The organism is Christiangramia marina (genome assembly GCF_048285865.1).
In the GTDB taxonomy this organism is placed as follows: Bacteria; Bacteroidota; Bacteroidia; order Flavobacteriales; family Flavobacteriaceae; genus Christiangramia; species Christiangramia marina.
Genome location: NZ_JBLVTK010000002.1, coordinates 17,031 through 30,423 on the forward strand (window position 1 = coordinate 17,031; position 13,393 = coordinate 30,423).

General features: G+C 35.7%; 12 protein-coding genes. All 12 read left to right on the forward strand.

The annotated features are described in order from the left end of the window. The first annotated feature begins 89 nt into the window (after positions 1-89). Positions 90-1,502 carry a tRNA uridine-5-carboxymethylaminomethyl(34) synthesis GTPase MnmE gene (gene mnmE / locus ACNKXS_RS06560; RefSeq protein WP_417920164.1) on the forward strand — a complete coding sequence of 471 codons (1,413 nt, stop codon included), beginning with the start codon at positions 90-92 and terminating at the stop codon, positions 1,500-1,502. 307 nt (positions 1,503-1,809) lie between these two features. Beyond that, on the forward strand, positions 1,810-2,178 hold the full coding sequence (locus ACNKXS_RS06565) for a helix-turn-helix domain-containing protein (RefSeq protein ID WP_417920165.1): 369 nt from the start codon (positions 1,810-1,812) through the stop codon (positions 2,176-2,178). Between the two features lies 1 nt (position 2,179). After that, complete coding sequence (locus ACNKXS_RS06570; RefSeq protein ID WP_417920166.1) at positions 2,180-3,322, forward strand: tyrosine-type recombinase/integrase; 1,143 nt, start codon at positions 2,180-2,182, stop codon at positions 3,320-3,322. Then, the gene (locus ACNKXS_RS06575) at positions 3,312-4,187 is read left to right on the forward strand and encodes a hypothetical protein (protein WP_417920167.1); all 876 of its coding nucleotides are present in this window, start codon (positions 3,312-3,314) and stop codon (positions 4,185-4,187) included. Before ACNKXS_RS06570 ends, ACNKXS_RS06575 begins: the two co-directional genes overlap by 11 nt. Before the next feature lie 222 nt (positions 4,188-4,409). Continuing rightward, a complete protein-coding gene (locus tag ACNKXS_RS06580) occupies positions 4,410-4,745 on the forward strand; it encodes a helix-turn-helix domain-containing protein (RefSeq protein WP_417920168.1) in 336 nt (111 codons plus the stop codon). Continuing rightward, positions 4,714-5,193: a SprT family zinc-dependent metalloprotease gene (locus ACNKXS_RS06585; protein WP_417920169.1), complete on the forward strand. Its 480-nt coding sequence runs from the start codon at positions 4,714-4,716 to the stop codon at positions 5,191-5,193. The genes ACNKXS_RS06580 and ACNKXS_RS06585 overlap by 32 nt, the downstream gene beginning before the upstream one ends. Before the next feature lies 1 nt (position 5,194). After that, a complete protein-coding gene (locus ACNKXS_RS06590; RefSeq protein ID WP_417920170.1) occupies positions 5,195-6,478 on the forward strand; it encodes a DUF3987 domain-containing protein in 1,284 nt (427 codons plus the stop codon). A 117-nt stretch (positions 6,479-6,595) separates the two neighbouring features. Beyond that, entirely contained in the window at positions 6,596-7,486 is an 891-nt protein-coding gene (locus tag ACNKXS_RS06595) for a DUF6371 domain-containing protein (RefSeq protein WP_417920171.1), read from the forward strand. A gap of 92 nt (positions 7,487-7,578) precedes the next feature. Next, positions 7,579-8,043: a hypothetical protein gene (locus ACNKXS_RS06600; RefSeq protein WP_417920172.1), complete on the forward strand. Its 465-nt coding sequence runs from the start codon at positions 7,579-7,581 to the stop codon at positions 8,041-8,043. A 147-nt stretch (positions 8,044-8,190) separates the two neighbouring features. Continuing rightward, on the forward strand, positions 8,191-11,412 hold the full coding sequence (hsdR, locus tag ACNKXS_RS06605) for a type I restriction-modification system endonuclease (RefSeq protein ID WP_417920173.1): 3,222 nt from the start codon (positions 8,191-8,193) through the stop codon (positions 11,410-11,412). Between the two features lie 65 nt (positions 11,413-11,477). After that, positions 11,478-12,938, forward strand: coding sequence for a type I restriction-modification system subunit M (locus ACNKXS_RS06610; protein WP_417920174.1), 1,461 nt, complete (start codon positions 11,478-11,480; stop codon positions 12,936-12,938). Further along, positions 12,938-13,393 (forward strand): restriction endonuclease subunit S (locus ACNKXS_RS06615; protein WP_417920175.1); only part of this gene is annotated, 456 nt, incomplete at its 3' end. The genes ACNKXS_RS06610 and ACNKXS_RS06615, both read left to right, overlap by 1 nt.

Genomic DNA, 13,393 nt, shown 5'->3' on the forward strand with positions numbered 1-13,393 from the left:
TTAGTGATGTATTCTACTTAAAAGACGGTAAAAACTTATGTTTGTTACAGAATTTGCTACAGCAATGAATTCTTTCATAAATTTGCCGCATGAAATTGAATGATACTATTGTTGCTCTTGCGACACCTTCAGGAGCCGGTGCCATTGCTGTAATTAGAGTTTCAGGCCCCGATGCTATTAAAATAGTTACGCCAATATTCAAAGCAAAAAGTAGAAAGGTGCTCTCATCGCAGCCTACTCATACCATTCATCTTGGAAATGTGGTAGATGGAGAGAGAACGATAGATGAAGTACTAGCTTCGGTTTTTCGTGCTCCAAAATCCTATACCGGTGAGGAAACCGTGGAGCTATCCTGTCATGGGAGTCCATATATTCAGCAGGAAATCATTCAGTTATTAATTAGAAAAGGCTGCCGTTCTGCGGAAGCTGGAGAATTTACCTTACGCGCGTTCCTAAATGCAAAAATGGATCTTAGCCAGGCAGAGGCTGTGGCTGATCTTATTAATTCTGAAAATGCCGCTTCTCACCAGATGGCCATGCAACAAATGCGTGGCGGCTTTTCGAACGAGATTCAGAAATTACGCGAAGAACTGATGAACTTTGCATCACTTATTGAACTTGAACTGGATTTTGCTGAAGAAGACGTGGAATTTGCAAATAGAGATCAATTCAAATCCCTTGTTGCTAAGATACAGACCGTTCTAAAAAGATTGATTGACTCCTTTGCTACAGGAAATGTACTAAAAAACGGAATTCCAGTTGCCATCGTTGGTGAACCCAATGTTGGTAAATCTACATTGCTCAACGCCCTTCTAAACGAAGAAAGGGCTATAGTATCAGATATTGCCGGAACTACTCGTGATACAATTGAAGATGAACTAAGTATTGGCGGTGTGGGATTCAGGTTTATAGATACTGCCGGGATCAGAGAAACCCAGGATTTAGTAGAAAGTATTGGGATCAAGAAAACATTCGAGAAAATTGGTCAGGCACAGGTTGTTGCTTACCTGGTGGATAGTTCCCGCATAGAAAATGATGACGATAGACTAAAGCAGGTTTTAATTGAAATTGAAAAGATCAAGAACAAATTCCCTCAGAAACCGATCGTAATTATCGCAAATAAAATTGATCAACTGACTTTTGAAGAACTTGATCAGTTAAAAGCTCATTTAGGTTTTATTTCGAATACAAGTTTTCAGCCATTGTCTGCCAAAACAGGGACTGGTGTAGAAGAGTTAAAAGAAAGACTACTGGAATTTGTAAATACCGGAGCACTTAGAAATAGTGATACTATTGTAACCAATAGTAGACACTACGCAGCATTATTGAAAGCCCTGGAAGAGATCAACAAAGTAGAAGATGGTTTGAACGCAGACCTTTCCGGAGATCTTTTAGCTATAGATATCAGGCAGGCCTTGCATCATTTCGGTGAGATCACCGGGGAAATCACGAATGATGATCTTTTGGGGAATATTTTTGCAAATTTCTGTATTGGGAAATAGACAAACAAAACAACAAAAACAAAAATCAACCAAATCGCAACAATAGTAAAGGTTTAAAGCATAATTCTATTATTATAGTTTTCGTTACGAGGTACAAATATTAGCTTATTTGTACCTTTTTTAATAAAAGTTTTTTTAGATTCGCATTATGTATGTCTCTTAATTCATCTAAAATGCAGCTAAAAATCGTGTCTCTTAGCATCGGAGAAATAATGTCCTCTTATTTCACTCAATTGCCTCCAAAAAGCCCTAGCGAAATGTCTCTTAATTCCTCTAAAGGTTTCCTACGAATCTTTAAATCAAACCTATGAGCTCTAATATTCGAATTAAGAAGAAATGCCAGTTATGCAACAGTGATTTCATCGCAAAGACCACAGTCACAAAATACTGCGGAGACAACTGTGCTAAATTGGCGTATAAAGCTAGAAAGCGAGCGGAGAAAATCAATAAGTCAAAAGCTTCTTCGGTAAAATCGCAAAGCAAAAAAACTGAGCTAAGCGATATTCAGCAGAAGGACTATTTGACCGTGAAAGAAGCTTCCCTCCTATTGGGTTGTTCATCTAAAACTATCTATCGTATGGTTACTAAAAATACCATTCAGGCTATCAACCTGGGAGAGCGAATGACAAGAATTAAGAGAACTGATATCGACACTTTATTCAATCAAAAAAAATAGCATGCAAAAAACATCAGTCACGCTGAGATCAAAAAAACTGAAAAGCGGAATGCTTAGTCTATATCTAGATTACTATCCGCCGGTGGTTATTCCATCAACTGCGAAATTATCCAGAAGAGAATTCTTGAAACTGAAAATTTATGATGTACCAGAAAATGAATGGCAGCATCAACACAATGAATCTAACCTGGCATTAGCCGAAGAAATTAGAGCTACCAGATTTCTACAAATTCGGAATAAGGAATTTGGGTTAGTTGACAACATTCAGCATAATGTGAATTTTTATGACTTCTATAATTCAATAGTCGATGAATACTATAATACTGGTAGCAAAGGTAATTATCATTCCTGGAAAGCTTCTTTGAAGTATTGGGCTGTATTTACAGGAAAAGATTTGGAATCAAGACAACTTACTAAGTGGCACGTTGATCAATATCGCAACTTCTTATTGACAACTGATAATTTGAGAACTAATAAGAAAAAGCTTTCAAACAATACAGCCTCTGCTTATTATAAACAGTTTATAATGGTACTCAAGCGCGCCAACAAGGAAAAAGTTCTTTCGAGCAATTTAGCAGAGGATGCGAAGTATATTAAAGAAAAAAGAAACATTAGGGAATACGTATCTGAACAAGAACTGGCTGTGCTCTGGAAAACTCCCATAAAAACTCCTACGGTTAAACATATGGCAATGTTCTCGGCAATGACCGGCTTACGTTATGCTGATGTTGCAAAATTGGAATGGAATGATTTGTATGAAGATACCCATCAAGGATCCTATATTCATCTGAGAGAACAAAAAACAGATCATCGACATACGCACCCCATTTCTCAAGGAGCGTTAAAAATTCTTAAGTCCCAGGATAGCACTGAAGGTAAGATATTTAGTGAGATTCCATATTACCAGGTTATTAGAGAGCTAAAAAAATGGGTCGAAGATGCCGGAATTAATAAGAAGATTTCATTTCACAACTTTCGACATTCTTTTGCAATCATCAATTTGTCAAAGAATGAAAACATTTATACTATAAAAGACCTTCTGGGCCATAAGAATATAACAACCACCCAGATTTACCTCCAAAGTATAGATACCAACAAAATAAAAGCAGCTAACAACGTTAACGTAGACCTGGATGGATTATAAAACAACCTACACTTATTTCTTTAATGCTACCCAACGTAGATTATCCAATGTTCTTCAATCTCAAATATCCAAGTATCAGAATCAAGGTCGTCCTTTTAAATATGTTAATCCGTGGATTCTAGGACTTTACGAAAGTCGACTAGCTGAGATAAAGGAGAAGTGGAATTACAAGGAACTAAAGCCAATCATTGAAATCATAGGCCTTAAAAAAACATATTACATAAAACATGCACTTCGTGGAATTCTTTCAAATGAGGTGAAAGAAGAGTTTGAAAAACTTGAACTTGAAATTCCTTATAAACATTTCATTGCTCGATTAGCCCAACTTCAAGCTATCGATGAAGGGTTCATAAATTATAGTAACAATTGGCCGTATTTTGATAGGTGCTACCAAACAAATGCTATTGAGAAAATTACTCTGTATAAATTTGAAGATGGGTATAACAATTTAGATGATTTTCATGAAAGAGGCAGACTTCTAAAAATGGATGATGATCCTGGTATCACAGTTCAAAGCGTAAATACAATCGATAATACGAAACAAAATACACTGGCGGAAAGCTTGACCCAAGATGAAAAAATTCTCATTGTGAAGGTGCTATACAAGCTGGATGTTCCGGTTCAAAGACTTATTAAACCTCCTGAATTTTATAGATTGATCTTTTTAACGGAAGACCTATTTGATAACCGTATAATTGATAAGAAGTTATCAAATCAATCGGTCTATAGAAAACTAGGGGAGCATGTTGACGTTAGTAAAGAATCCGAAAGAGAAAATATCAAAAACCTTATTCAGAAACTGCAAAAACTTAAAGTGGATGGTTTTATCCCAGAATTAAGAAAGTTGCTAACTAGAACCACTTAAAACAAATAAAACCTACTCTATCAAAAAAACCAGCAAGTAATTCTTTGCTGGTTTTTTTGTGTCCTTTTGTTTCTTTTTTTCAAAATATCAGGATGATAAATTCCTGATCCAATTCTACTTAGCGAAAAAGACTCTTTATCACCCCCTATACACTCTGGACCTCCTACCCTCTACTCTCTCCATAATTTAGCCAAAAATTATTAACCCATTAAAACTAATTATATGGAAAACGTAATAATGATCCAGGAGAAGGATCTTGAAAAATTCACTTTAAAAATGTATGAACTTCTTAAAAAGAATGAAGGAAGGCAATCAGCAGAGGATGATATTATAGATGTCAAATCAGCGGCTGAAATTCTAGGCTTAAGTACTGCAACAGTATACGGAAAAACTCACCGAAATGAAATTCCATTTTTTAAGAGAGGAAAGAAACTTCGTTTCTCAAAATCAGCCTTGATAGAGTGGTTAAAGGCTGGATCAAATCCAGTAAAGCCATCTAGTAAAGATGATGTAAAAATGAGAGCAAGTGAGTATTTACTTAAGAACAAAAGATTTTAAACGTAAAACAAACGTAATATTTACGCATATGTATCTAGAAAATTGTCAAAACTGCGGAAAAACTTACATTCCAAAAAGAAGAGGAGTTCAAAAGTATTGTACTACTTCATGTAGAAGCCGTGCCTATCAACTACGTAAAAGCGCTGGTATTAAAAAGCTTTCTATACCATCTGAAATCAAATCAAAAGAAGTCAAAAATGATTCTTCAGCAACCATCAATGCAGCTTCTATCATGAATGCATTTATAGCTGCTTTTGGTTATGATGCAATCAAAGGATTGTTGACACCAGCTGGCAGTAAATCGGTCACGAGAAATGATCTAGACAAGTTGATCGAAAAGATTGATCAAAGATATATCCCAATAAGAAATGTTCCTATGAGAAGTGATGGCACATATGCTTTTTGTGATAAGAAAACTGAATCACTTGTATACTTAAAAGTTAAGTAGAATGGAATTTGATAGCATAAAAGAGATTGAGAATAAGATCATCGAAAAAAGTGAGTCTTCGAAAGAGAAAAGCTTAAGGCTACTAGAAGAAATAATTAGTGATTTGCCAGAAAATCATAACCAACTAATAAATCAGGCATTTGAGTATAAGAGAATCCCTAAAGAGTATCTATTTAGTTCAATATTGTTCGCCTACAGTAATGCGTGCGGACTTGCATTTTGCCTGAATTCTATGGGCTTTAAAAATTATGGAAATTTATACCTATCACTAATTGGTAGTCGTGGCGATATGAAGTCACCTGCCATGGAATTAGCTACGGAACCATTGAATCAATATGATTCTATAAAGTATAGAGAATTTAAGAACAAATTAAAAGAAACTGAATTTGAAGAGCCGACTATTCGAAGACAATTGCTAATTCAAGATGCTACTATTGAGGCTGCTTATCTCAAACATTATCAGAACCCATGCTCTTTAGGTATTTATGTGGATGAGTTGTATCAACTTATTGAAAAAATGGGGAACCCTTCCAGTAAAGATGGGCCTGCTTGGCGAACCTTTTTTCTACAAGGAAATACTAATAAACACATCGATATTTCTAGAAAAACCGTAGAAAGTTTTAGACTTGATAAATCATACCCAGTTCTTTTAGGTTCCATTCAAACTGAATTCTCATATAAGATTTTTGGTGGTGGAAATCTGGAAAGCGGCCTAGTAGATCGCATTTTATTTACCGATAAATTGACGAAAAATAGTCACCTATCCGGCAAGGATATTAATTTGGAAGTTCAAAAAACCTATAAAGATAATTTGTTAAGAATTCTTGATCTTAGGAAGGAATGGTCTGAAACCAATCATGAGGACACTTGTATTAGAATTTCCTGTACACCTGCAGCAGAGCTCAAACTAAAAGATTATTCTCAATATCTCTTGAATCTGCAAGAGGAATCAAACCCTACTATGGAAGCTTATATTTCAAAAATGATGATTAATATTCATAAGGTAGCTCTTGTACTTCATACTATGAAAGAATCGCAGCATGCAGGATATAAAAACATAATTGAAGAACATACGATGATAGAATCGATAAGAATTATGAAATTCTACCAGCTTAATTTCGAAAATATTTCTGAAAAATATGCCGGAAAAGATCCAGTTAAGCTTGACCAAGAGGCTGTTCTAAGGAAAGGAAAAGAAAATGGAGCCACCTGCGAACAAATTGCCGCCGTATTAGGCGTGAACAAATCAACGGTGAGTCGAAACCTTAAAAAATTAAAGCTTTAAGTGCAACCTGCAACAAGCAACTAATGATCAAATTCTATTCAACAACCTTATTATAGGCGGTTTAAGACATCATACTAACAAAATTGCACGTTGCACGTTGCAATTCAAATTAATACAATGGAATCTATTTTAAAATTTCAGAAGAAAAGAAATTACCAAATAATTACTCCATGCTGCGGAAAATCAAATAAAGATGGAAAATTCGTCAATTATGAGGGATTTGCGGAGCAATTCGGTTACTGCCATAGCTGTGGAAAAACAACTTTACCGGATTATGGACAACTTACCGATTATGAACAAATAGGTATAATTTCGAATAAACAAGGCAAATCTCTCCAATTAGAAACATCATCTAAGGCTGTAAAGCAACGTTTTATTCAGGAAAAAATAATCTGGAATTACTTTCAATTAAAACCTGAAAACAACCTTATCAGATACTTGAAGAGAACCTACAATAGTAATAACGTAAATGAAACCTTAGAAAGATATGCTGTAGGATCCTGTCGTGATGGTGGTACTGTCTTCTGGATGATCAATGAAAACCAGCAAGTACAAAAATGTAAAGTTGCGTTTTATGATCAAAACGGCAAACGAACCAATAAATTCAAGGTTCCTTATAAAAATGAAGATGGCTACTGTTATTGTTTATTTGGAGCACATTTATTGATTGATTTGAATAAAAGCAGATATATTGTAATTCTGGTAGAAAGCGAGAAAACAGCTATTGTTGGTGATATTCTACTACCACAATTCACCTGGTTAGCGTATGGAGGATTAAACGGTTTAACTGATGATAAAGTAGCCTGTCTAAAAGGTCATAAAGTTCTATTGATTCCTGATATTAGTAATCAAGCAATTACAGCCGGTCATAAAAAAGTAGAAAAACTAAAGGAAATCGGAGTGAACATCAATCTATGGGATATGCGCAATGGTAAGAGCGATGAAGAATTGAAGAATAAAGGAATCTACAATAATGACTTAGAGGATTACTTTAGAGCTTTTAACTGAGAATTTAAAACTTTTTATGTCAAACCTCGAATTTGTCTAGCATTAATGATTTTTACTACTTTCGCAAAACCGATTTAACCTGCAATCTACACATGAAAAAAGTTCTTGCCCTCATTTCTGCAACACTCATTTTTACTTCCTGCACAACCGATTCCAATAATTCAGAGGAATCAAACAATGATATGATTATTGGCCAATGGCGATATATAGGAACTAAAAGTTATACAGTAGATGGAGATTCATTTACAAAAGATGCGAATGATTGTATTAGCAGTAGTACAGTGACATTCCGCTCGAATAGAACCATTACCTCCATGAATTATTCTCCTATTGTAACTGGTGGTTGTGAAGTAAATGAAACGGCTAATAATCACAGCGAAAATATCCCGTGGGAAAAGATTTCAGAAGGCAAATATCGGATTGGAAGTTCGGTAAGGGACTCTATCTTATTCCCAAATGCAAATACTATGGAAATGATGTCTTGTCAGAATTTCTTTGATCCTATTGAAGAAGTTGAGATTGATCAACTAAGCCAGGTATATACTAGAATTGAATAAATTCTTTTTGGGCTCACGTGGCTTCGTGCTATTTGCCTAATTTATTTGAATATCATTTCAGATTGTTTAGCTTTACTAACCGAATATCTGCTACTACTCCTACCCTACTAGTTAGTATTGCAGCTTGTAAACGCTAACAAACCATTAATGTCATCAAATTTTAGCTTCTTAAAACCCGATTATCCAGAAATCTATGGTATCGGAATACTTGCAGAAAAACTATACTCCGTTGATCCAAGTTCCTCTATTGCTAAGGCTCGACTATTCGCAGAAAAAATAAGTGTCTTAATTTGGGACTTTGAAGAGCTAGATGATTTTACAGGGAAGCAAGTAGAGCGAATCAATCAACTGGCATATCGCAATTGTATTCCTGATATCATTAAAGGAATTTTACATACCATTAGAACATCTGGAAATAAAGCCAGTCACGATGGTATTGGTTCAAAACCACAGGCTCTCTTTATTCTAAAAAAATGCTTTCAACTTTCTAAATGGTTTTATGAAACCTATGAGAATGATTATATAGATCAAACCCAGTACAGCCTTCCGGAAGAAAATAGTTTTTCAGTTGAGGAACTTTCTCACCAGGTTGAATTTTTATCAAAGCAAGTTTCTGATTACAAGGAAAAAATTGAAAGTCTAAACAGTTCGAAAGCCATTACAGATTCAAGAAAAAAGAGAAGTGAACGTGTTGCGAAAAAATTAGACTTAAATGAAAAAGACACTCGCCTCACCCTTATTGACCCAAAATTAAGAGCTGCAGGATGGGAATGTGATACAGAGACTCTTAACTATAAAACAAATAAAACTTTACCCGAAAAAGGTAGATTTATGGCTATTTCAGAATGGCCGTGCAATGGTAAATGGGCCGATTATGCCCTATTTATCGGCAATAAACTTTATGGAATCGTTGAAGCTAAGAAATATGCCAGTGATATTTCTACAGACTTGAGACAATCAAAGATTTATGCGGAGCGTATAAAAGAACTAGAACACTTCGAAGTTTTAGCTGAATGGCATAGCTATAAGGCTCCATTTCTATTTTCTACCAACGGTCGCGACTATCTGGAACAACTTAAAACTAAAAGCGGAATCTGGTTTTTAGACATTCGTAAAGATCGTAACCATCCTTATCCGCTTAAAGGTTGGTTTTCACCACAGGGTTTACAGGGTCTGTATCAGAAAAATATTGAAGCAGAAAATGAACGCCTTGAGGTTAGTGATTACGAATATCTTGAAGATAAAAACGGACTAGGATTACGGGATTACCAAATAGAAGCAATAAAAGCCGTCGAGAACAAAATTATTAGAAACACCAGCGACCTAAGATCTCTTTTGGTGATGGCTACCGGGACTGGAAAGACACGAACAGTTATCGGATTAACATATCGTTTGATAAAAGCCAACAGGTTCAAACGTATTTTGTTTCTAACCGATAGAAGATTACTAGCAAAACAGGCACTGGGAAATTACAAGGATAATAAGGTAGAAGGTATCAATACTTTTGCTGAAGTGTATCAAATCGAGGATATGAAAACCAGTATTCCTGATGCCGATACTAGAATTCATTTTGCCACAGTTCAAAGCCTGGTAAAAAGATTATTTTATAATGGTACAGACGAATTACCGATTGATACCTATGACTGTATCATTATAGATGAGGCCCACAGAGGTTATAATCTGGATAAAGAAATGGACGAAGAAGATCTTCATTTTAAAGATCAGAAAGATTATGTGAGTCAATATAAAAGGGTCATTGAATATTTCAACGCGTACATTATTGGGCTTACAGCAACACCTGCATTGCATACTACTGAGATTTTTGGAAAACCCGTGTATTCATACTCCTACCGCAAGGCGGTTGTTGATGGGTATTTGGCAGATCACGAACCTCCACACCGCATCAAAACCAGGTTAAGTGAGAAAGGTATTTTGTGGAAAAAAGGAGAACGGCCTAAGGTCTTTAATGCGGAAACTAATAAAATTGAAGATCTTGCGGAATTAGAAGATGATTTGCTGGTGGAGATTGAGCAGTTTAATAAGATGGTTATAACACCAAACTTTAATAGGGAAGTAATCAAACAACTTGTCAATTTCTTGGATCCGAATAGTGAAGAGAAAACACTCATTTTTGCCGTAAGAGATACTCACGCAGATCTCATTGTAAACCAACTACACGAAGAGTTCAAAAATATAGGATATGATGTTCCACAGGGAGCTATTGAAAAAATAACAGGAAAGGCTTACGATCCAGAAGAATTGGTGCGACGCTATAAAAATGAGAAGTTCCCGAATATCGCAGTAACCGTAGATTTGCTTACTACCGGAATTGACGTTCCGGCAATTTGTAATCTGGTTTTCTTACGAAGAGTAAGTTCACGTATTTTGTATGAGCAAATGATTGGACGTGCTACCCGAAAGTGTGATGAAATTGGTAAAGAATATTTTGAGATCTATGATGCAGTACGGGTTCACGAAGCGTTAGAAGATTACACACAAATGAAACCCGTGAGTAATCCTTCCACCTCTTTTACACAGTTAGCAGAAGAACTTGAGGAGATAGAAACAGAAGAACGAACACAAACTCAGGTGGAACAATTATTATCTAAACTTCAACGGAAGCGTAAAAAAATTGAAGCAGAAGATTTAGAAGAGTTTGTATATCGTTCCGGTGGATTAGAACCTCAGGAAATTATTGAGACAATAAAAAATGCCACTCATAGTGAAGTCAAAAAGATCATTCAGTCCTATTCCAGTTTGTGGGGATATTTAGACCAGAAAATCTATAAGCCAAAAGTGCAATTAGTTTCTGAACATGAGGATGAATTTATAGGTATTGAACGGGATTATGGGAAAGCTCAGAAACCCGAAGATTACATTGAAGGTTTTAAAAAATACATTGAAGAAAATAAAAATAAAATAGCTGCACTACAGGCTATCGTTTCCAGTCCAACTTCATTAGACCGTAAAAGCCTAAAAGATTTGAAGTTGCAATTAGATGCTGAAGGTTTCAATGCGCGCATACTGCATACAGCTTGGAAACAAGCTAAAAATGAAGACATCGCCGCGGATATCATTTCGTACATTCGCACTCTGGCACTAAATGTAGATTTGATTCCGCAAGAACAACGTATTGCTAATGCCTTTTCAAAAGTAAACGCTTTACGTCCCTGGAATAAAATTCAGCAACGTTGGTTAGATCGTTTTAAAGCACAGTTAATGGCGGAGGCAATTTTAACCAAGCAAGATTTAAATAATGATCCTTTTAAAGAAGAAGGTGGTTATAAACGTATCAATAAAATATTCGATGATAATGTTGATGAAGTTATACAAATATTGAATGACAATCTTTATTCTGAAGGTGCTTAACTGATGATAAGCCTGAGGATTCAAATCCAAAATATTCATACAAATTAGAAATATATTAGAAATCAATGAGCTCAGAAGATATCGCAAATAAACTATGGAACTTGTGTAACGTATTACGCGACGACGGGGTAACCTATCACCAATATTTAAACGAACTCACCTATATTCTTTTTCTTAAACTCAGCGAGGTTAGAGACTTTGAAAAGCATATTCCCGAAGAATACCGATGGAGAAGTTTTGTAGAAGAGACTGATAATATAGAAGCATTCAATCGCTATCGTAAATTTCTTGCTGAAATTAGTAATGAAAGTACAAGCGCTAGTATAAAAGAAATTTATGCTAATGCATCTACCAGTTTACGCAAGCCGGTAAACTTCAATACTCTAGTACAAGCCATAGATGATTTGGACTGGTATGAAGAAAATGACCGCGATACTATGGGAGACATCTATGAGAGTCTTTTAGAGAAGAATGCCGGAGAAAAAAAGAGTGGTGCCGGTCAATATTTTACCCCTCGACCGCTTATTAATATTATGGTTGCTCTATTAGTCCCAAAATTAGGCGAGCGTTGGAATGATCCTGCAGCGGGTACCTTTGGTTTTATGCTTTCGGCTGATGAATATTTACGGAATAAGTATCAGAACTATTTCGCACTTAATGATAAGGATCGAAAGTTTCAAAAAGAAGAAGCCTTTAGTGGTGTTGAGTTAGTTACCGATGCACACCGACTTGCATTGATGAATGCACGCTTACACGGTATGGAAAGCAAGATTTATTTAGCAGACACCTTGACAGAATTTGGTAAAACCTTAAAGAACTTTGACGGTGTTTTGGCAAATCCGCCTTTTGGAACTAAAAAAGGAGGCGAACGTCCATCAAGAGATGATTTTACTTTCCCAACCAGTAATAAGCAACTCAACTTTTTACAACATATTTACCGAAGCCTTAAAAAAGATGGCAAAGCTCGTGCTGCAGTAGTACTGCCGGACAACGTTCTTTTTGAAGATGGAGACGGGCAGCGTATCCGCAGAGATTTAATGGATAAATGTAACCTGCATACCATTCTGCGCCTACCTACCGGAATATTCTATGCTGCCGGTGTAAAAACAAACGTCCTGTTTTTTAGCCGCGGTCAGGAAGAATTGAATAACACCCAAGGGGTTTGGTTTTACGATATGCGTACCAATGTTCCAAATTATGGAAAACGCACGCCGTTTACCGAAAAAGCTTTTGAAGGGTTTGTAGAAGCCTACACAGGTGGTATTAAAGTAGACAACTTAGAAAAGGAGTTTAAAGGAGCTGTTGACGAAACCAAGCGTAAAAACATTAAAGACGAACGCTGGAACTACATTACGCGAGAAAAAATTGCTAAAAAGAATGACAGTTTAGATTTAGGGCTTATTGCAGATGATAGTGTAAGTAATGGTGATGATTTGGGTGATCCGAAAGATATTGCAAAAGAAGCGCTAGCTGAATTAAATAGCATTACGGCTCAGTTGAATGCGATGCTAAAAGAATTGGCCTAATGGAAAATAAATTACCGAAGAATTGGGTAGAAACGGAGCTTAATAATATCATTTCATTTGTCATTGGAGGAGATTGGGGAAAAGATCCTTCTAAAATTGATGATCTTAATTTTGAAGAAGTAAGTTGTATCAGGGGTAGTGAAATAAAAAACTGGAGTGAGGATAAAGGCTCAACTGCTTCTATCAGAAAAATTAAAAAAACAAGTTTAGAAAAACGCGAACTGATACTTGGAGATATACTTATAGAAATATCAGGTGGTGGACCAGACCAACCAGTTGGACGAATTTTATTTATTGATGAAGAAGCATTAGAAATAAATAGCTTGCCAAAAGTTTGTACCAATTTTCTTAGGTTGTTGCGAGTTAATAGTCTACTGAATCAAAAATTTATTAGTCGATTTTTAGAATATTTCTACATTTCTGGTAAAGTCATTCAATATCAAGGAGGTAGCAAT

Bases quoted from the DNA above. Each gene is read 5' to 3' on its own strand.
- ACNKXS_RS06595 (WP_417920171.1), top strand. From the start codon at position 6,596: ATGGAATCTATTTTAAAATTTCAGAAGAAAAGAAATTACCAAATAATT.
- ACNKXS_RS06575 (WP_417920167.1), top strand. From the start codon at position 3,312: ATGGATTATAAAACAACCTACACTTATTTCTTTAATGCTACCCAACGT.
- hsdR (WP_417920173.1), top strand. From the start codon at position 8,191: ATGTCATCAAATTTTAGCTTCTTAAAACCCGATTATCCAGAAATCTAT.
- ACNKXS_RS06610 (WP_417920174.1), top strand. From the start codon at position 11,478: ATGAGCTCAGAAGATATCGCAAATAAACTATGGAACTTGTGTAACGTA.
- ACNKXS_RS06570 (WP_417920166.1), top strand. From the start codon at position 2,180: ATGCAAAAAACATCAGTCACGCTGAGATCAAAAAAACTGAAAAGCGGA.
- ACNKXS_RS06580 (WP_417920168.1), top strand. From the start codon at position 4,410: ATGGAAAACGTAATAATGATCCAGGAGAAGGATCTTGAAAAATTCACT.
- ACNKXS_RS06565 (WP_417920165.1), top strand. From the start codon at position 1,810: ATGAGCTCTAATATTCGAATTAAGAAGAAATGCCAGTTATGCAACAGT.
- ACNKXS_RS06590 (WP_417920170.1), top strand. From the start codon at position 5,195: ATGGAATTTGATAGCATAAAAGAGATTGAGAATAAGATCATCGAAAAA.
- mnmE (WP_417920164.1), top strand. From the start codon at position 90: ATGAAATTGAATGATACTATTGTTGCTCTTGCGACACCTTCAGGAGCC.
- ACNKXS_RS06600 (WP_417920172.1), top strand. From the start codon at position 7,579: ATGAAAAAAGTTCTTGCCCTCATTTCTGCAACACTCATTTTTACTTCC.